Raw genomic sequence first — 19,319 nt, 5'->3', positions numbered from 1 at the left:
TTCCTCACGCCTTGTCAGTTTAGGGTCCCACACCGCGAGGCTGTCAGAGACTGCATCTCGCAAGCATAGGCCGACTGGTCTTTCTGCATAAACACAACGAACTTGTTGCCGTTCGGAACGGCAGCCTTGATTTCATAGCCCCTGGTCAACAGCTCACCCATCGAGGCCTGGCCGCCCGGAGGCGGCGCATCCTGCGCGCCCAGCTTCTGGCCGAATCCCTGATTGTCCTGAGCAAGCGCTCCGGATGCCAGAAGGAAAACGGCTGTTGAAAGCGCGGCAAGCTGCATCAGCGGTCCACCTCGCCGAACACGATGTCGAGCGAGCCGAGAATGGCGGCAACGTCAGCCAACTGGTGGCCGCGGCACATGAAATCCATTGCCTGGAGGTGGGCATAGCCCGGAGCCTTGATCTTGCAGCGATACGGCTTGTTGGAGCCGTCGGAAACGAGATAGACGCCGAATTCGCCCTTGGGCGCCTCGACGGCGGCGTAAACTTCGCCGGCCGGGACGTGGTAGCCTTCGGTATAGAGCTTGAAGTGGTGAATCAGAGCTTCCATCGAGCGCTTCATCTCGCCGCGCTTCGGCGGAACGACCTTGCCGTCGATCGAGGAGAACGGACCGGTCTTGGCATCGCCGAGCAGGCGGTTGACGCACTGCTTCATGATGCGGACCGATTCACGCATTTCGATCATTCGGATCAGATAGCGGTCATAACAGTCGCCGTTCTTGCCAATCGGAATGTCGAACTCTAGATCGGAATAGCACTCGTAAGGCTGCGCGCGGCGCAAGTCCCACGCTGCACCCGAGCCGCGGACCATGACGCCCGAGAAGCCCCAGGCCCAGGCATCCTCCAGCGAGACGACGCCGATATCGACGTTGCGCTGCTTGAAGATACGGTTGCCGGTGAGCAGGTCGTCGATGTCGTCCAGCGCCTTCAGGAACGGATCGCACCAGTCTCCGATATCCTGAACGAGCTTTTCCGGCAAGTCCTGGTGGACGCCGCCCGGGCGGAAGTAAGCCGCATGCATGCGCGAACCGGAAGCGCGCTCATAGAACACCATCAGCTTTTCGCGCTCTTCGAAGCCCCAGAGTGGCGGCGTCAAGGCACCGACGTCCATTGCCTGCGTCGTGACGTTCAAGAGATGCGACAGGATACGGCCGATTTCCGAATAGAGCACGCGGATCAGCTGACCGCGGATCGGCATCTCGATGCCGAGCAGTTTCTCGACGGCTAGAGCGAAGGCGTGCTCCTGGTTCATCGGCGCCACGTAGTCGAGGCGGTCGAAGTAGGGAACGGCCTGCAGATAGGTCTTCGTCTCGATCAGCTTCTCAGTACCGCGATGCAGCAGGCCGATGTGCGGATCGACCCGCTCCACAATTTCGCCGTCAAGCTCCAGAACAAGACGAAGAACGCCGTGCGCCGCCGGATGCTGCGGTCCGAAATTGATGTTGAAGTTGCGGACGTTATGTTCGGTCATTTGCAACGCGCTCCGCGCCTGTAGGGATCAGCCAATAGCCAGTAGGCATAGGGCTTTGATTAACTCTTGCGATCATTCCGTTCATCCTGCAAAGCGTGGATCAGCGACCTCAGCATTTTGCCGATTTCCTCACTCAATCGCGATCTACAGCTTAGCTGTAGAAACAAGTCCGACGCGCGAGGAAAGTATCAAATGCGTTTCCAACTCCTTCAGGGACCTTGAGCGAACTTCAAATGCTGGACATATGAGCCCCTGGCATTCCGACCATGACCTTCCGCTATGTTGCCGCTACCGATCCGGCGGCGCGACGTATTTGAGAAACAAGTCTATAGACCTCTTCTCTCGGAAAATCCTTGGTCAAGCCATAACATTCGACCGCCAGATCCATAGCGCGTTGCCACACCTTCAGATCCCGGTAGGAGTTGATCGTCGTCTGCCTGCCCCTTCCTATTGCCTACTGGCTATTGCCTAGTTCCTATCTCTACTGCTTCGCCTTCTCATCCCCCGGCAGCACGTAGTCGGTGCCTTCCCAGGGCGACATGAAATCGAAGTTGCGGAATTCCTGCTTCAGATCCACCGGTTCGTAAACGACGCGCTTTGCCGCATCGTCGTAGCGGACCTCCACGAAGCCGGTCGTCGGGAAGTCCTTGCGCAGCGGATGGCCTTCGAAACCGTAGTCGGTCAGGATGCGGCGGAGATCCGGATGGCCCGTGAAGAGCACGCCGTACATGTCCCAGACCTCGCGCTCGAACCAGTCGGCGCCGGGATAGACGGAGCATGCGGACGGCACCGGCGTATCCTCGTCAGTCGCGACCTTCACGCGGATGCGTTGGTTCTGCTTCGGCGACAGAAAATGATAGACGACGTCGAAACGCAGCTCGCGCTGCGGCCAGTCGACGCCGCAGATGTCCGTCAGGTTGACGAAACCGCATCTGGCGTCGTCGCGCAGGAAGGTCAAAAGCGCGATCAGGTTTTCACCCGTCGTCGTCAGCGTAAGCTCGCCGTACTTCAGCTGCGAGGCGGCAATCAGGTTGCCACGCTCTTCCGAGAGATAGGACGAAAGCTCAGTGAGGGCTTCGCTCATGGTTCTTGTCCTCAACCCTTACCGTTCGATCGTGCCGGTGCGCCGGATCTTCTTCTGCAGCAGAAGCACGCCGTAAAGCAGCGCTTCGGCCGTGGGGGGACAGCCCGGCACATAGATGTCGATCGGTACGACGCGGTCGCAGCCGCGCACCACCGAGTAGGAATAGTGGTAGTAGCCGCCGCCGTTGGCGCAGGAGCCCATCGAGATGACGTAACGCGGCTCCGGCATCTGGTCGTAGACCTTGCGGAGCGCGGGCGCCATCTTGTTGGTCAGCGTGCCGGCGACAATCATCACGTCCGACTGACGCGGCGAGGCACGCGGCGCAAAACCGAAACGCTCGACATCGTAGCGCGGCATGGAGAGCTGCATCATCTCGACGGCGCAGCAGGCAAGACCGAAGGTCATCCACATCAGCGAGCCGGTACGAGCCCAGTTGATCAGTTCATCGGTCGAGGTGACGAGAAAACCCTTGTCGGCGAGCTCGTTGTTGATCTCGCCGAAGAACGCGTCGTTGCTGCCGATCGGCTTGCCGGTTGCGGGATCGATGATCCCCTTCGGCTGCGGCGCCACGAGCGTGTGGGCGCTTGCGGAGGTCACTGCCATTCCAGGGCTCCCTTCTTCCATTCATAGATAAAGCCGACGGTCAGCACAGCTAAGAAGACCATCATGGACCAGAAGCCGAACCAGCCGATAGCGCTGAACGAGACGGCCCAGGGGAAGAGGAAGGCAACTTCGAGGTCGAAGATGATGAAGAGAATCGACACGAGATAGAAGCGGATGTCGAACTTCATGCGGGCATCATCGAAGGCGTTGAAGCCGCATTCGTATGCGGAAAGCTTTTCCGAATCGGGCGCCTTGAAGGCCACGGCAAACGGCGCAATCAGAAGCGCCAGGCCGATAACGAGGGCAATGCCGATGAAGATAGCGATCGGAATATAGGAACTGAGCAGTTCAGTCATCATGTTCATCCCTGCTTGCCGGATGCGCCAGGCAGCGCAATGGGCAAATGCCCGGCAAGCGAACGTGCGTTGCAACAAGCCGTGGTTAGCGCAGCCGGAGCCAGGGCGCAAGACTTTTAGAAGGCCAATTCCACCTGTGAGGATGCGACATTATCAAGCAGATGCAACGATGTCGCGACAAATACGCACAAGTTGCGAGAGGCTGCATGGCAGCCAACCAAAAACTGCATAGCTCGGAGAAAAGAATGGCGCGAGTGACGGGGCTCGAACCCGCGACCTCCGGCGTGACAGGCCGGCACTCTAACCGACTGAGCTACACCCGCGCATGGCGGAGGAAAGGCCGAAAACCTCGAAATGGCGCGAGTGACGGGGCTCGAACCCGCGACCTCCGGCGTGACAGGCCGGCACTCTAACCGACTGAGCTACACCCGCACTTCATTTCAAGCAATCCGGAGGCTTTCGCATCCTTGTCAAAGCGGACTGGCCGCTTCGATGAGCGGCTAACTAAGGGGTTAGCATTTGAGTGTCAAGCAGCTTTGGAGACAAAACCATGACAGTCCGGAAATTGTTTTCAAAGCGAACTCGGGCCGCCGCGCAGGAGCTTAGCATTGACAGGACTTCCGGCGCATTTTCCTGTTGTCTGAAGCCGCCTCACGCCTTTCCGGCATATTGCTCGTCGCTGACCTGCTCCATCCAGTCCGCAACGTTGCCGTTCAGCGATTCCTGGATGGCGATGTGCGTCATCGCCGTTTCCGGGGCGGCACCATGCCAATGCTTCTCGCCGGGCGCGAACCAGACGGTGTCGCCCGGCCGGATTTCGCGAATTTCGTCGCCCCAGCTCTGCACGAGACCTTTGCCGGACGTGACGATCAGGGTTTGCCCCAGAGGATGCGTGTGCCATGCGGTACGCGCGCCCGGCTCGAATGTCACATGCACAACCCTCACGCGGGCCGGATCCGGCGCTTCGATCAGCGGATCGAGCCGCACGGTGCCGGCGAAATAGTCCGCCGAAGCCTTCGCCGATGGCCGGGAACCGGCCGTCTTGATTTCCATGGTATTTGCCTCTTTTGTTTGATCCGGCGTGCTCATATGTAAGTAGGTTATCGATCCGCTCATTTGAAGTGCAGCGAGACGCCCTATCTCCTCCCCCTGCGGGCGCTTGCCCGACCCCTGCCCGGCTGATATTTGCCGCGCGAGCTTTTCAGCACGAATGGAGGATTCCCCGTGAAACAGCATTCTTTCGGCCGCATGCCGTTTTCAATCACCAATGTCGGGTTCGGCGCATGGCAGATCGGCGGTTCCTGGGGAGATGTCAGCGAGGCTGACGGCCGGGCAGCACTCAATGCCGCGCTCGACGCCGGCATGACCTTCATCGACACGGCCGACGTTTATGGCGACGGCCGGTCGGAGAAGATCGTCGCCGATGTGCTGAAGGGCCGTGGCGGCACGCGCCCGATGGTCGCCACCAAAGCAGGCCGAAGGCTGAATCCGCATGTCGCCGACGGCTATACGAAGGCCAATCTCGAAGGCTTCATCGACCGTAGTCTGAGGAACCTGCAGGTCGACAGCCTCGACCTTGTCCAGCTCCACTGCCCTCCGACGGAAGTTCTCTATCGGCCCGAAGTGTTCGAGGGTCTTAACGAGTTGCAGAAGGCCGGCAAGATCAAGGGCTACGGCGTCAGCGTTTCGACGGTGGAGGAAGGCCTGAAGGCGATCGAGTTTCCCGGCGTTGAAAGCATCCAGATCATCTACAACATCTTCCGTCAGCGTCCCGATCGTCTGTTCTTCCAGGAAGCCCGCCGCAGGAACGTCGCGGTGATCGCCCGCGTCCCGCTCGCAAGCGGCCTGCTTTCCGGCAAGATCACCCGCAGCACCAAGTTCGCCAGCGACGACCACCGCAATTTCAACCGCCACGGCGAGGCCTTCGATGTCGGCGAAACCTTCGCAGGCGTTCCCTTCGAGGTCGGCCTGCAGGCGGTCGAGGAAGTGCGCAAGCTGGTGCCGCAGGGCGCCACCATGGCCGCCTTCGCGCTTCGCTGGATCCTGATGAACGACGCGGTCACCGTGGCCATCCCCGGCGCACGCAACGCCGAACAGGCAAGGGCCAACGCGGCGGCTGCCGATCTCGCGCCGCTCTCCCACGATGTCATGGAGGCGACCCGCGAGATCTACGAGCGGCTGATCGCCCCGCATGTGCATCAGCGCTGGTAAGTGTAACCCCTCGGAATCAGAAATGGCCGGGATTTGACCCGGCAATTTCGGTTCAATACGGAGACCTTAGTTCGTGCCGACCAGATCGACCGGGAAGAACAACGTTTCGCCCGAAGAATCGCTGACGCCGTCGTTATCGGTGACGGCATAAGCCTTGCCGCCGGCGTCGAAGGTGAAGCCTTCGATCTTGTCGAGCACGTAGCCGTTGGTGGCGGTCTTCAGCTCGTTCAGGAAGTCGTAGGCTTCGGTCTTCTTGACGGCCGGAAGCTCGCCGCCGAGCTCGGCGGGCTTGAGATCGGTGATCGCCACCTTGTAGAGCTTCTTCAGCTTTGCGGCATCGCCGACGAGGTTGTCGCGCTCGATGATGTAGACATTGTCGCCATGAGCGGAGATTTCCGAAAGACCGACCCAGCCGTTTTCGGACTTGTCGAGCGGGTAGCGCACGGCGCCCCATTCCTTGCTCTTCGGATTGTAGGACACGAGCTTCACGAAGCCCTTCTCGTCGTCCTTCCATTCGCGCTGAATGGCCATCCAGAGCGTTGCATCATCGCCGGAGCCGATGATCGTCACACCTTCGAAACCGTAGCGGATTTCGTTAGCAGTCAGTTCCTTCGGCAGGGCGATCTCGGCCTTGATCTCGCCCTTCGGATTGACGTGGTAGAGCGCGTGCGACAGCAGCTTATCGCTGTTGCCTTCTGACGCGAGCCAGAACCAGCCCTTCTCGTCGACGGCGATGCCCTCGATGTCGAGCTTCTGGGCGGCAGCACCGTCACGCTTGACCGTCAGCGTTTCGGTGATGACGGCGGGCCTTTGCGTAGCATCGATCGTGTAGATCGTCGGCTGCATGCCGAGCACGCTGTCGCTGACCGCAAAGAGCCTACCGGGCTTTTCCGGAACGGCCGCAAGGCCCGAAAGGGCGGCAAAGCCGACCGGATTGCTATCCTTCTCGGCCGCGACGATCTGCGGATAGGCCTTCTCGCCTTCGGCAAGCTCGTAGATCATGACATGCGAGCGCGGGCCGCCATCTTCGCCGAGATCAACTTCGTTGGCTGTCGCAAAGAGGTTGCGCGAGGGAATGGCTACGGCGCCTTCCGGCGAAACGCCCGAGGGAAGGATCTGCGAGAGTTCCGGATCGGCACCGGTATCCTTGTACACGCCGACAACCGAAGCGCGCTCGGCAAGCACGAAGAAATACTGCTGGCCACCGAAGGTCGCGGCTTCCAGGCCTTCCGGCTCGACGCCCTTCGACCCTGAGCGGCCATCCGGATAGTGGCCGAGATCGGCAACGGCACGCTCGAAGGAGCTGCCGGATTCGTAGAGAACCCTGCCGGTCTTGTCGAAGATCGTGAAGCCGCGCGAGCCGCCTTCATAATCGCCTTCGTTGGCGACGATGAGACGGTTGCCGTCCAGCCACTTCACGGCGTCGGGTTCGCGCAGCACGCCCTTCAGCTCGCCAGCAAACTTCAGCGCGCCGTCCTTCTTCGTGTCGATACCGGAAAGGTCCGTGCTGCCGGCGGAGAAATGTGTCTTCACCTGAGCGGTCTTGGCGTCGACGATGACGATCTCGTTGTTTTCCTGCAGCGTCAGGGCGATCTCGTCCTGGCTGTTGAAGGAAACGAATTCGGGCTCCGGGTCCTCGGGGGCGACGGCGGAGAGGCCGGTCAGCGCAATGTGCTTGATCGTACCGCAATCGACCGTACCGTCCTTGACCTGGAAGATCACGAGATCGCCTGCCGGCATCTGCGGGATCTTGCCGTCGTTGACGTCTTCGTCACGCTCGTTTTCGATGGCGATCGTGCCGAGCGTCTTGTCCTTGTTGAGCGCGATCGAATCCGGCTGGCCGCCGAGATCGCACGTGTTCTCGATCTTCTTGGTGGCAACGTCGACGATTACCAGACGGCCGGAGGGCTTCTGCTTGCTCTCGCCGGTGTTGACGGCGACGAGCGCCTTGCCGGCTGCCGACGTAACGGAGGTCGGCTCTCCGTCCATCATCAGCGCCCCGCCTGCCTTCGGGGCCTTGGCATCGGTGATGTCGACGAAGCCTATCGCGCCGAGCGGGCTGTCGCTGTAAATCACCGTCTTGCCATCATCGGTGGCGGTGATGATTTCGGCGGAGGTTGTGGAAAGCTTGTCCTTGCCAGCGGGCAGGTTTGCGGCAACCGGGAAGGACGCGATACGATTGAAAACAGGCTCCGCAGCAGCCGGAAAAGCAACGGATGCGAGAAGAGCGGCAGCCAGCGCTGCCTTGCGCGATGAAATGGTCATGAAATCCCCCACGTGTCGAATATTCGAAACGTGGGATTTTTGCGGCACGGTGATGACAGACGCATGACAGGTAGCGTGTTTTGCACTGCCTTGTCTATGTTGCCGTTCGCTCGCGGCTGAGTTCGTTGCGCATGATGAAAAGCGAGGCGCAGAGGATCAGTGCCGCGCCGAGCCATAGATAGCCTGTGGGCGCATAACCGAAGACGAGCCAGCCCGCAAAGACGTTGAGCGGCAGCTTGAGGTCGTCGAAGGGCTGCACATAGGCAGCGTCGGCCACCGCATAGGCAAGTGTGAGAAAATACTGCGCGAGCACGGTCAGCAGGCCGGCGAATATGAAGAGCCCAAGCGTGATACCCATCGGCACCTCGAAGCCGGCCGCCAAAGCAAGCCCGCCATTGATGGGCGTCAGCAGCACCAGCAGCCAGACCGTTATGGTTTCGGGCCGCTCGATGCCCGTCAGGTTCTTCGTGATCAGCGAGGCTGCGCCCCAAAGCAGCGCCGAAAGCACCGGCAGCAGGGCCGCCCAGGTGAAACTGTCCGACCAGGGCTGCAAGATGATCATCGCGCCGGCAAAGCCGGCGGCCGTTGCCGCCCAGCGCGCCGGGCCGACGCGTTCCCCGAGGAAGAGACGCGCACCGAGGATGATGAAGAACGGCGAGGTCATCACCAGCGCGATCGCCTGCCAGATCGGCACGGAGGCGAGACCCGAGACCCAGGCTTCGACGCCGAGGGCGGCAAAAGCGACGCGCACGATATGGCGCCAGGGATAATCGGTGCGCATCGCCGAGAAGCCGGCGCGATAAAGGAACGGCAGCGAGAAGACGAGCGCGAAGGCATATTGCCAAAAGGCGGCGGAAGCGGCCGGGAAGGCAAGCGTCATCGTCAACCATTGCGTGACGACATTGAGGATCGAGAAGGCCACGCCGGCGAGCACCATCCAGGCGGCACCCGCCATGGCACGCGACCTGGAAATGCTGAGGGAAGTCTGATTCATGTCATTCATCCAGAACAAAAGGACCAACACAAATCAGGACGCATGAGCGCAACAACACCGCCGGGCAGTTCCCTGCCCTTCGTGCCTGTGATCACTCTCTTTCGTCCGGACTATAACCGTCGGCTCCGGCATCGCACCGGATCTGCTGACCCTTCCGCACTGAGCAAGGAAGGCGCTCGCGGGCTCGGGCCGAGACCCTTACCGCCGGTGGGGACTTTCACCCCGCCCTGAGAACAGAAAAGCCGTAAATGAAACTTGAGAGCCCCGCAAGATCCCGCAGAAAACCGAAAAGGGTCCGGCTTTCGCCGAACCCTTCCAAACCTGGACTGCCGGTCTCGTTATCCGGCGGCCAAGCAAATCTCATTAGCCGTTGACAGCGTCCTTCAGGCCCTTGCCGGGCGTGAATTTCGGCACGTTGCGAGCCGGAATATTGACTTCAGCGCCGGTGGACGGGTTGCGGCCCTTGGTGGCAGCGCGATGAGAAACGGTGAAGCTACCGAAGCCGGCGAGACGAATGTCGCCCTTATTCTTCAGTTCACCCTGGACAACGTCGAAAACAGCGTCGACAGCAGAAGCAGCGTCAGCCTTGGTGAGGCCAGCCTTTTCGGCAACTGCGGACACGAGTTCATTCTTGTTCATGTTTCCACCCCTTTCAATGGTTCGAAACGACTCAATCTGTAAGCCAGGCACAGAATAGGTTTCATCAGGCCCGCCGCAACCCAAAAGCCCTGCAAATCAAGGAAAAGCAAGCGGCTCTGTGACGTTTTCACAAAAAAGGCTGGCGTTTTAAGCCAGCCTTTTCCGAGTTTTGCAGCATTTTGACATAAATGTGGCAGACAGCGCTCAATGAGCGATGGCTGCACCTGTCTCATCGAGGCCCTCGACCGTCGCGATGACCGGCGTTTCAACCGTTCCATCCCATTCGATCGGCTCGGGCCTGCGAACCAGCGCATGCTTGATCACCTCGCCCATGCGGGATACCGGGATGATCTCCATGTTGTTCTTCACGTTGTCCGGAATCTCCGCCAGATCCTTGGCGTTTTCTTCCGGGATCAACACCTTCTTGATGCCGCCGCGAAGCGCCGCGAGCAGCTTTTCCTTCAGACCGCCGATCGGCAGAACGCGGCCGCGAAGGGTGATCTCGCCGGTCATGGCGACATCCTTGTTGACCGCAATGCCGGTCATGATCGAGACGATCGCGGTTGCCATGGCGACACCCGCCGACGGACCATCCTTCGGAGTCGCACCTTCCGGCACGTGCACGTGGATGTCGCTCTTGTCGAAGCGCGGCGGCTCGATGCCGAAATCGACGGCGCGCGAGCGGACATAGGATGCCGCCGCCGAAATCGATTCCTTCATGACTTCCTTCAGGTTGCCGGTGACCGTCATGCGACCCTTGCCCGGCATCATCACGCCTTCGATCGTCAGCAGCTCGCCGCCGACTTCCGTCCAGGCAAGACCGGTGACGACGCCGACCTGATCCTCGCGCTCGGCCTCACCATGGCGGAAGCGAGGAACACCCAGATAGTCATCGATGTTTTCGGCTGTGACGTGAACGGACTTCGCCTTGCCCTTGATGATCTCGGTCACCGCCTTGCGGGCGAGCTTCATCAGTTCGCGTTCGAAGTTACGGACACCGGCCTCGCGGGTGTACTGCTGGCTGATCGCCATCAGGGCGCCGTCGCTGACCGAAAACTCTTCTGGCTGCAGCGCATGCTCCTTAATGGCCTTCGGCAGCAGGTGCCGCTTGGCAATCTCGCGCTTTTCGTCTTCGGTATAGCCGGCGATACGGATGATCTCCATGCGGTCCATCAGGGGCGCAGGAATGTTCAGCGTATTCGCCGTCGTGATGAACATCACGTCCGACAGGTCGTATTCGACTTCCAGGTAGTGATCCATGAAGGTCATGTTCTGGGCCGGGTCGAGCACTTCAAGCAGGGCCGAGGACGGGTCGCCGCGGAAATCCATGCCCATCTTGTCGATCTCGTCGAGCAGAAAGAGCGGGTTGGACTTCTTCGCCTTCTTCATCGACTGGATGACCTTGCCGGGCATCGAGCCGATGTAGGTGCGGCGGTGACCGCGGATTTCGGCTTCGTCGCGCACGCCGCCGAGCGCCATGCGGACATACTCGCGGCCGGTCGCCTTGGCGATCGACTGGGCGAGCGAGGTCTTGCCGACGCCCGGAGGACCGACGAGGCACAGGATCGGGCCCTTGAGCTTAGTCGCACGCGCCTGCACGGCGAGATACTCGACGATCCGCTCCTTGACTTTGTCCAGGCCGAAGTGATCGGCCTCGAGGATCTGTTCAGCATGGTTGAGGTCAGACTTGATCTTCGACTTCTTGCCCCACGGAATGCCGAGCAGCCAGTCGAGATAGTTGCGGACGACCGTCGCCTCAGCAGACATCGGGCTCATCTGACGCAGCTTCTTCAGCTCCGCGTCGGCCTTTTCACGGGCTTCCTTGGAAAGCTTGGTCTTGGAGATGCGCTCTTCCAGTTCGGCCATCTCGTCGCGACCCTCTTCGCCGTCGCCGAGCTCCTTCTGGATCGCCTTCATCTGTTCGTTCAGATAGTATTCGCGCTGGGTCTTTTCCATCTGGCGCTTGACGCGCGAGCGGATGCGCTTTTCGACCTGCAGGACCGAAATCTCGCCTTCCATGAAGCCGAGCGCCTTTTCGAGGCGGGCCTTGACGCTGGTGGTTTCCAGCATCTCCTGCTTCTCGGTGATCTTGATCGACAGGTGCGAGGCGACCGTATCGGCGAGCTTGGAATAATCGTCGATCTGGCTGGCTGCCCCTACCACTTCAGGCGAAATCTTCTTGTTGAGCTTCACATAGCTCTCGAACTCCGAAACGACGGAGCGCGACAGCGCTTCCAGTTCGACCGCATCGTCATGTGGTTCTTCAAGCACATGGCCGAGCGCTTCGTAGAAATCCTCACGGCTGGTATAGGCATCGATCTCGGCACGGGCGCGGCCTTCGACAAGAACCTTTACGGTGCCGTCAGGTAGCTTCAGGAGTTGCAGAACGTTGGCAACCGTGCCGACATTATGAATTGCGGAAGGATCCGGATCATCATCGCTGGCGTTGATCTGGGTGACGAGCATGATCTGCTTGTCGGAACCCATGACCTCTTCAAGCGCACGGATCGACTTTTCCCGTCCGACGAACAGCGGCACGATCATATGGGGGAAGACCACGATGTCGCGCAGGGGCAAAACAGGATAGGCAGTGCTGCTCGCTACAGACGTTTTCTTCGTCATTTTTATTTCCTTTCCATCGTCCCGTTTCCGGGCTCTCTGGCGCGGCCATGCGACCGGCCGGCACTCTCACTTGGGGCTACAAGTGGAGGTTCTGACTAAGCATTTCAAGCCACGCTAACGCCCGCGTTCCCCGGTTGTGACAGCTTTATTACAATAGAACGCAGGTACAATGAAGCGCATAACTGGATCGGTGCTTACCGCTTCCGAACCGCCTAAAACACAAGGCCGGAAAACCCGCTATGGAATCATTCCATCATCGCCAAGGACGGCACATTCCGCAACGTCAGCAACAGCGTTTTCCCAGTCTTGCCAGCCATTATTAACAGGACCGTGCACGATTTTTCAAATAGAAAGGGGCCTGCCTTCGGCAAGCCCCTAAATCTAACCATACGAGGACCGGCATCAGGCCGAGGCGTTTGCTTTTTCCTCCTGACGGTCCGCATAAATGTAAAGCGGACGGGCAGAGCCGCGCACGACCTCCTCGGAGATGACGACCTCGCGGACACCTTCGAGCGTCGGCAATTCGAACATCGTGTCGAGCAGGATCTTTTCCATGATCGAACGCAGGCCACGGGCGCCGGTCTTGCGGATGATCGCCTTGCGGGCGATTTCGCGAAGCGCGTCCTCGTGGAAGTTCAATTCCACGTCTTCCATCTCGAACAGGCGCTGATACTGCTTGATGAGCGCGTTCTTCGGCTCGGACAGTATCTGGATCAGAGCATCCTCATCGAGGTCTTCGAGCGTTGCGAGAACCGGCAGACGGCCGATGAATTCCGGGATGAGGCCGAACTTGACCAGATCTTCCGGCTCGAGTTCGCGCAGCACTTCGCCGACGCGGCGGTCATCCGGCGCCTTGACGGACGCGCCGAAGCCGATTGAGGTCTTTTCGCCGCGGGCAGAGATGATCTTGTCGAGGCCTGCGAAGGCGCCGCCGCAGATGAACAGGATGTTCGTCGTGTCGACCTGCAGGAATTCCTGCTGGGGATGCTTGCGGCCGCCCTGCGGCGGTACGGAAGCGACCGTGCCTTCCATAATCTTCAGAAGCGCCTGCTGCACGCCTTCGCCTGACACGTCGCGGGTGATCGACGGATTGTCGGACTTGCGGGAGATTTTGTCGACTTCGTCGATGTAGACGATACCGCGCTGGGCGCGCTCGACATTGTAGTCCGCAGATTGCAGAAGCTTCAGGATGATATTTTCGACGTCTTCGCCGACATAGCCGGCTTCCGTCAGCGTCGTTGCATCGGCCATCGTGAAGGGAACGTCGATGATGCGGGCGAGCGTCTGGGCGAGATAGGTCTTGCCGCAGCCGGTCGGGCCGACCAGCATGATGTTCGACTTCGCCAGCTCGACTTCGCTGTTCTTGGTGGCGTGCGCCAGGCGCTTGTAATGGTTGTGGACGGCAACCGACAGGATCTTCTTCGCCTGCCGCTGACCGATGACGTATTCATCGAGAACCTTGATGATGTCCTGCGGCGTGGGAACGCCGTCGCGGGACTTGACCATCGAGGATTTGTTTTCCTCGCGGATGATGTCCATGCAAAGCTCGACGCATTCATCGCAGATGAAGACGGTCGGTCCTGCAATCAGCTTCCGGACTTCGTGCTGGCTCTTTCCGCAGAACGAACAATACAGGGTATTCTTGGAGTCGCCGCCGTTGCTGCCGCTGACCTTGCTCATATCACTTTCCTTCCAGCACGCCGCATTTCAAGGTGAAATTGCGGTCCACTCAATGGCCCGCCGGCCTGCTCCCACCGGAGCATCAGCCGGCCAAGGCTTTAAGGGGTAAGAACCGGTACCCAACCAATCATGCCCGGGTTCCGGCGGCAACGAACTCCCCTTCGAATGCCGAATGCTATGTCATAAAAAATCAAACATAGCATTAATAGTTACTATTAGCGCCTTCGCTACCGCATTAAACCCCTTGTTCAATCACAAATGGGATAGAACTGTGGCGGCAAAAACACCATCCCTATTAATTACTAGGCCGTCTCGCCTTCGATTTCGATGCGCGAGGTCAGAACCTTGTCGATCACGCCCCAGATCTGAGCCTCGTCGGCATCCATGAAGTGGTCGCGGTCGAGGGTCTTTTCGACTTCCTCGTAGCTGCGGCCCGTATGCTTCACGTAGACCTCGTTCAGGCGGCGCTTCATCTTCAGGATGTCCTTGGCATGGCGTTCGATGTCGGACGCCTGGCCCTGAAAGCCGCCGGAGGGCTGGTGAACCATGATACGGGCGTTCGGCGTCGCAAAGCGCATGTCCTTGTGGCCTGCCGCCAGAAGCAGTGAACCCATCGAAGCGGCTTGGCCGATGCAAAGCGTCGAAACCGCCGGCTTGATGAACTGCATCGTGTCATAGATCGCCATGCCGGCACTCACGACGCCGCCCGGCGAATTGATGTAGAGCGCGATTTCCTTCTTCGGGTTTTCGGCCTCGAGGAAAAGAAGCTGGGCGCAAACGAGCGTTGCCATCTGGTCCTCGACAGTACCCGTCAGGAAGATGATGCGTTCCTTCAGCAGGCGCGAAAAGATGTCGTAGGAGCGTTCACCGCGATTGGTCTGTTCCACGACCATCGGCACGAGGGCCATAGCGGTATCGACTGGGTTTCTCATGTGCGTCCTTTGCCAAGGTCTTGCCGGCGGCAGCCGGGAATCAAAGAAAATGTATCATCCCTACATAGAGTGTCACTGCCCTCCTCTTCAAGGCACGCATAAGGATAACGTTAAAGAAACGGCCCGAAGGCAGAATGCACTTCATAACAGCGCTATTCCCCGCCCGCCGCCGGAGTGCGAGAGGCCGGCAAGCGCCCCCACAGCTTTTCTCAGCGACAGGATGAAGGAACTCTAAACACATTCGCATCGACCTTCGGGCGTTTACCTTGTGGAAAGCCTAATGGCGAATATAGGGCAGCGGAGGCCCCGGAATTAATCGGCTGTCGAACTTCGGCAGTGAGAATGCCCGCATCTAAGGGGTGTTGCCGTGTTTAATGTCGCTACAGGATTATCGATCTGGTGTTCGGAAGCCATGACGCTTGCTTTGTTGCTGTTCATGGCCTGGCGTCATAACGTCCGCAGCAAGGCGTATCTTTACTGGGGCCTCGGCTTCTTGCTGAGCGGTACCGGTTTCGCCATGATCGCGCTGCGCGGCCAAATCCCCGATATCCTGTCGATCGAGGCTGGCAACGCGACTGCGTTGCTTGGACAGAGCGCCTGGGTTGCGGGTTTCATGGCGCTCGACCGCCGGAAGATCGAATGGTGGGCGCTGCTACCGCCTGCCGTGTGGCTTGCCGGCGTCTACCTGCCATGGGTCAACGACGATTACGGCAACCGTGTCATCCTCTACAATCTTGCTTCAGCGACCGGGGCCACCGGCCTTGCCACGGCCGTCTGTAGCGCCGGCATACGCCGGGAGCCGACACGCGGTAAGCTTGCCGCCGTCTTCGTCATCCAGGCATGTCTCTGCTTTGCTATTGCTTTTACGATGGCCGTGACCTTGCCGAGCGACGTGGAAGCAACCAATTACAGCGGCGCAGCCGCCATGGCGAGCGCCTTCCTGCTGACGATCGCCTTCGCATTCACCTGCCGCTTGATCATGGAACGTTCAGAAAGGCATTTGCGCGCCTTGAGCCTCACGGATTCGCTCACCGGCGTCTGGAACCGCCGCGGCCTCTTCGCCCAGTTCGACGCCTTTCGTCAGAGAGCCTTCGATGACAAGCATCAGATCGCCGTTCTGCTTTTCGATCTCGATCATTTCAAACGCGTCAACGACCGTTTCGGCCACCAGGCAGGCGACGCCGTTCTTTCCGCTTTCGCGAGGACCGCGCGCCAGTTCGTTCCGAACAACGTCTTCGGCCGCATGGGCGGCGAGGAATTCGCGGCCTTCACGATCATTGCCGACCAGACGGAAGCAGAAGCGCTTGCTGAATCGATCCGCGCCGAATTCTGCCGCGTGCCGATCGCAACCGGCGAGGCGATCGTTCCGGCCACCGTCAGCATCGGCATTGCGCTCAGCTCTGCGGCCGAAGCCAATATGGACAGGCTGATTTCCGCAGCCGACCGCGCGCTCTACGCGGCAAAGGGCGCGGGCCGGAACTGCAGCGTCGTTTTCGGCGCGGAAGAGACTGCCGCCCCCGCGCCGGCGGAAATGGACAAGAACGCCGGCGAGCTGGTCCCGACGGTCGATGACCAGGTCGACGCGCTTCGCAGGATGGGCTCGCTGTCGCGCGCCGTCTGACCTTCCGATCGATCTTTTCGGGGCCGGGCAAATCCGCTAAGCCTCGGAACATGATGATAGCGCCTTTTTTCTCGATCGATCCAGCCACCCGCCGCGTGTCCCTCGACAGCGGCGATCGGGCTTTCTACGGCAATCCGAACGCCGTCTATGCGGCGCTGCACAGCCATTGTCCGACCTTCTATTGGGAACAGCAGAAGCAGTGGTTCTTCGCCGGCTACGACCATGTGAACGGGTTGCTACGCGACCGGCGCTTCGGCCGCCAGATCCTGCACATCGCGACACGCGAAGAGCTCGGCCTTGCCGAGCCCGAAGAGCATCTGGCGAATTTCGATCTCGCCGAGCGCTACTCGTTGCTCGAACTCGAGCCGCCGGAGCACACGCGCCTGCGCACCCTGGTCAACCGCGCCTTCGTCTCGCGGCATGTCGAGAAGATGAAGCCGGAGCTTGCCGAACTCGCGAACAGGCTCATAGACGGCTTCGAGGACAAGCGCGAGGTTGAATTGCTTTCCGCCTTCGCCGACGTCATCCCGGTCACCATGATCGCCCGGATGATCGGCATTCCGGAAGACATGGGACCGCAGCTTCTTGCCTGGTCGCATGCCTATATCCGTATGTACCTTTTCGGCCGCACGCGCGACGACGAGGTCGGCGCCGAGGGAGCGGCAAAAGAATTTTCCGATTACGTGAAGACGGTGATCGCCGATCGCCGCGCCAACCCGCGCGACGATCTGCTGACGCATATGATCCACACCGAGCACAAGGGCCAGTATCTGACCGATGAAGAGCTGGTCTCGACGACGATCGTGCTCCTCAATGCCGGCCACGAGGCGACCGTGCACCAGATCGGCAATTCGGTGCGAGTCATCCTGGAAAGCGGCTGCGATCCCGCCGAACTGTTCAAGGACGAAGCAGCGACGGAGCGGGCGGTCGAGGAAACGCTGCGCATCTGCGCGCCGGTCCATATCTTCCAGCGCTGGGCCCTGGAGCCCGTCGAGATCGACGGCATCTCCTTCAAGCGGGGCGACAAGGTGAGCCTGATCCTTGCCGCCGCCAATCTCGACCCGGCTAAATTCACCGATCCTCTGAGCTTCAAGCCCGACCGCAACGAGGCGCCGAACCTCTCCTTCGGGGCCGGGATCCACTTCTGCATCGGCGCGCCGCTGGCACGGCTCGAACTCAACGTCGTCCTGCCGATTCTCTTCGAACGCCTGCCGGGGCTCAGAATGGCGAAGACGCCGGCTGTGAAGGCCGTCTACCACTTCCATGGACTGGACCGGCTGGACCTCGACTGGTGACGATTGTCCTCCAGAACTTCAGCGATGCGGCACCCGGTTCGTGATCGCTGCGATTTCGCTCATGTTGGAAATTTCGCGCAGAAGCTTCCGGTAGATCGCCGATGAATATTCTCCGGGAGCTGCAACCGGCTCCGCAAAGGCGCCCGGGCCGCCGATCACCTCGCGGCGGAAATAGGCCAGTAGGCTTTCGGGCGATATGGCTTCCTCGTCAACACCCTGTAATCCGCCATATACAACGGGCAAGGCATTGATGGTGATGCCGCCGGCAAGCACGCCGCCGCGGACGGGCGCTACATCGCGCCCCTTGTTGTTGACGCCGTCGCCGGAGATGTTGATGAGCGAGCGCGTCGCCTCATAGCCGCTGGAGCGGATCAGATAATCGGCATAGGAAAGCATGCCGCTGATCGATGTGCCCCGGTGTATCTTTGCCGGTGAATTCACTTCAAGCTTCAGCGAAAACAGCCAGGAATCCATCTCATTCGTGATGATGGTCCATGGAATGACCAGCCTTCGCTGCTCGTCGCCGCCCCATTCGACATAAGTGACGGCGATCCGGCCATTCCTACCTGCTGTGATCGCTTCGATGATTTCCGGGCGCCGGAAAGCTTCGACGAAGCCCCGCTGCTGCAGCGCTTTTTCCTCCGCATCCATTGATGTCGATACGTCAGCTGCGATCACGAGCTGCATATCCACACGCTCACCGGCCTCGGCGGCGGCGCACATAGCAACGGAAAGCAAAAGGCCGGGAATCAATTTCGCGGCGATACGGCGTGTTCCTTTGCATGCTTCCTCCCGCAGAGGCATGTCGTTCTCCTAAAACGTGTTGATTGAATGCCTGAAGAAAGAAGCATAGACGAAACCGCCAGGCGCGAAGATCGGGCCGGACGATGTTCAATATTGGAAAGCGACCCAATAATAAATTAGTCAAATGTAATATAGCGACCGACGCGATTTGTCATCAGCCAATTTCAGTAATACTTTGGAAGTAACTCGCTTTGGTAGAAACGCGCCGCAACATTGCTTCAGGAAGCCGCGTCGAGCGAGGTTGAGATTTGCGTCGAACGATGGGAAGCGGCGCATTGGCGCGAGGGAATCGGCAGCGCTGCGCGATGCGATGAACCGCATCGCTTCGCCAGACTCTGCAAAGAAGTTAGCCGCCGGCCCTGAAAAGGACTGACCGAAACTCTACGCTCTAAACCCGGATCACATAGTCTTTACGAGTGGTTTCAACAACTTCCCAGATTCCCTTGAAGCCTGGCTTCAGGATCATCCGGTCGCCTGCTTTCAGATACACCGGCTCGCCGCCGTCCTCGGTCACGATCGAATGGCCGGAGAGCACGCTGAAATATTCCCACTCGTCATAGGAAATCCGCCACTTGCCGGGCGTCGCCTCCCAGACGCCCGCATAGAGGCCGCCTTCGGCTTCCTCCAGATTCCAGGTGCGAAATTGCGGGTCGCCGGAAATGATACGGTCCGCATCTGGCGCGCCAAATTCGGGTTCGGTATCGTCTATCCCGAGGATGATGTGGTTTGCCATGGA

18 protein-coding genes, 2 tRNA genes, 1 pseudogene and 1 riboswitch are annotated in these 19,319 nt (G+C 59.8%); of the genes and pseudogenes, 3 read left to right on the top strand and 18 right to left on the bottom strand.

What is annotated here, in order from left to right:
- Nucleotides 1–14: 14 nt before the first annotated feature.
- The 9 genes and pseudogenes from ACZ9BX_RS02870 to ACZ9BX_RS02830 all read right to left on the bottom strand — a co-directional run bounded on the left by ACZ9BX_RS02870 (nt 15) and on the right by ACZ9BX_RS02830 (nt 4,573).
- A complete protein-coding gene (locus tag ACZ9BX_RS02870; RefSeq protein WP_132561596.1) occupies nt 15–287 on the bottom strand; it encodes a hypothetical protein in 273 nt (90 codons plus the stop codon).
- Complete coding sequence (locus ACZ9BX_RS02865; protein ID WP_132561594.1) at nt 287–1,477, bottom strand: NADH-quinone oxidoreductase subunit D; 1,191 nt, start codon at nt 1,475–1,477, stop codon at nt 287–289. Before ACZ9BX_RS02865 ends, ACZ9BX_RS02870 begins: the two co-directional genes overlap by 1 nt.
- Nucleotides 1,478–1,536: 59 nt before the next feature.
- Nucleotides 1,537–1,865: pseudogene (locus ACZ9BX_RS02860) on the bottom strand (four helix bundle protein).
- 93 nt (nt 1,866–1,958) lie between these two features.
- Nucleotides 1,959–2,561, bottom strand: coding sequence for an NADH-quinone oxidoreductase subunit C (locus ACZ9BX_RS02855; protein WP_476215601.1), 603 nt, complete (start codon nt 2,559–2,561; stop codon nt 1,959–1,961).
- 18 nt (nt 2,562–2,579) lie between these two features.
- Nucleotides 2,580–3,164: a NuoB/complex I 20 kDa subunit family protein gene (locus ACZ9BX_RS02850; RefSeq protein ID WP_027508530.1), complete on the bottom strand. Its 585-nt coding sequence runs from the start codon at nt 3,162–3,164 to the stop codon at nt 2,580–2,582.
- Nucleotides 3,155–3,520 carry an NADH-quinone oxidoreductase subunit A gene (locus ACZ9BX_RS02845; protein ID WP_132561590.1) on the bottom strand — a complete coding sequence of 122 codons (366 nt, stop codon included), beginning with the start codon at nt 3,518–3,520 and terminating at the stop codon, nt 3,155–3,157. Before ACZ9BX_RS02845 ends, ACZ9BX_RS02850 begins: the two co-directional genes overlap by 10 nt.
- 246 nt (nt 3,521–3,766) lie before the next feature.
- Nucleotides 3,767–3,843: transfer RNA gene (locus ACZ9BX_RS02840), tRNA-Asp, on the bottom strand.
- Between the two features lie 32 nt (nt 3,844–3,875).
- Nucleotides 3,876–3,952: transfer RNA gene (locus ACZ9BX_RS02835), tRNA-Asp, on the bottom strand.
- A 219-nt stretch (nt 3,953–4,171) separates the two neighbouring features.
- A complete protein-coding gene (locus tag ACZ9BX_RS02830; protein WP_476215599.1) occupies nt 4,172–4,573 on the bottom strand; it encodes a (R)-mandelonitrile lyase in 402 nt (133 codons plus the stop codon).
- 171 nt (nt 4,574–4,744) lie between these two features.
- Between ACZ9BX_RS02830 and ACZ9BX_RS02825 the strand changes: the two genes are divergently transcribed.
- A complete protein-coding gene (locus tag ACZ9BX_RS02825) occupies nt 4,745–5,731 on the top strand; it encodes an aldo/keto reductase (protein ID WP_476215597.1) in 987 nt (328 codons plus the stop codon).
- Between the two features lie 66 nt (nt 5,732–5,797).
- Here the strand turns inward: ACZ9BX_RS02825 and ACZ9BX_RS02820 are convergent, their stop codons facing one another.
- The 7 genes from ACZ9BX_RS02820 to ACZ9BX_RS02790 all read right to left on the bottom strand — a co-directional run bounded on the left by ACZ9BX_RS02820 (nt 5,798) and on the right by ACZ9BX_RS02790 (nt 14,863).
- Entirely contained in the window at nt 5,798–7,996 is a 2,199-nt protein-coding gene (locus ACZ9BX_RS02820; protein ID WP_476215595.1) for an esterase-like activity of phytase family protein, read from the bottom strand.
- 94 nt (nt 7,997–8,090) lie between these two features.
- Entirely contained in the window at nt 8,091–8,990 is a 900-nt protein-coding gene (locus ACZ9BX_RS02815) for a DMT family transporter (protein WP_476215593.1), read from the bottom strand.
- An 89-nt stretch (nt 8,991–9,079) separates the two neighbouring features.
- Nucleotides 9,080–9,229: riboswitch (FMN riboswitch) on the bottom strand.
- Between the two features lie 124 nt (nt 9,230–9,353).
- Entirely contained in the window at nt 9,354–9,629 is a 276-nt protein-coding gene (gene hupB / locus ACZ9BX_RS02810) for a DNA-binding protein HupB (protein ID WP_027508524.1), read from the bottom strand.
- A complete protein-coding gene (locus ACZ9BX_RS02805; RefSeq protein WP_132561580.1) occupies nt 9,626–9,862 on the bottom strand; it encodes a hypothetical protein in 237 nt (78 codons plus the stop codon). Before ACZ9BX_RS02805 ends, hupB begins: the two co-directional genes overlap by 4 nt.
- Nucleotides 9,834–12,251, bottom strand: a complete 2,418-nt coding sequence (gene lon / locus ACZ9BX_RS02800; protein WP_476215590.1) for an endopeptidase La — start codon at nt 12,249–12,251, stop codon at nt 9,834–9,836. Before lon ends, ACZ9BX_RS02805 begins: the two co-directional genes overlap by 29 nt.
- Nucleotides 12,252–12,653: 402 nt before the next feature.
- On the bottom strand, nt 12,654–13,931 hold the full coding sequence (clpX, locus tag ACZ9BX_RS02795) for an ATP-dependent Clp protease ATP-binding subunit ClpX (RefSeq protein ID WP_027508522.1): 1,278 nt from the start codon (nt 13,929–13,931) through the stop codon (nt 12,654–12,656).
- Between the two features lie 302 nt (nt 13,932–14,233).
- The gene (locus ACZ9BX_RS02790; RefSeq protein ID WP_132561574.1) at nt 14,234–14,863 is read right to left on the bottom strand and encodes an ATP-dependent Clp protease proteolytic subunit; all 630 of its coding nucleotides are present in this window, start codon (nt 14,861–14,863) and stop codon (nt 14,234–14,236) included.
- A gap of 367 nt (nt 14,864–15,230) precedes the next feature.
- Here ACZ9BX_RS02790 and ACZ9BX_RS02785 point away from each other — a divergent pair, with 367 nt between their 5' ends.
- A complete protein-coding gene (locus ACZ9BX_RS02785; RefSeq protein ID WP_476215587.1) occupies nt 15,231–16,484 on the top strand; it encodes a sensor domain-containing diguanylate cyclase in 1,254 nt (417 codons plus the stop codon).
- A gap of 50 nt (nt 16,485–16,534) precedes the next feature.
- Complete coding sequence (locus ACZ9BX_RS02780; RefSeq protein ID WP_476215585.1) at nt 16,535–17,779, top strand: cytochrome P450; 1,245 nt, start codon at nt 16,535–16,537, stop codon at nt 17,777–17,779.
- Between the two features lie 18 nt (nt 17,780–17,797).
- Here ACZ9BX_RS02780 and ACZ9BX_RS02775 read toward each other — a convergent pair whose 3' ends face one another.
- Together ACZ9BX_RS02775 and ACZ9BX_RS02770 are read right to left on the bottom strand one after the other, a co-directional pair.
- Nucleotides 17,798–18,583, bottom strand: coding sequence for a DUF1194 domain-containing protein (locus ACZ9BX_RS02775; RefSeq protein ID WP_476215583.1), 786 nt, complete (start codon nt 18,581–18,583; stop codon nt 17,798–17,800).
- A gap of 388 nt (nt 18,584–18,971) precedes the next feature.
- Nucleotides 18,972–19,316 carry a cupin domain-containing protein gene (locus tag ACZ9BX_RS02770; protein ID WP_476215581.1) on the bottom strand — a complete coding sequence of 115 codons (345 nt, stop codon included), beginning with the start codon at nt 19,314–19,316 and terminating at the stop codon, nt 18,972–18,974.
- Between the last annotated feature and the right edge of the window lie 3 nt (nt 19,317–19,319).

It is taken from the genome of Rhizobium sp. USDA 3886, from assembly GCF_056279785.1.
Note: the sequence above shows the minus strand (reverse complement) of the source record. Positions and strands in the feature narration are given on the sequence as shown.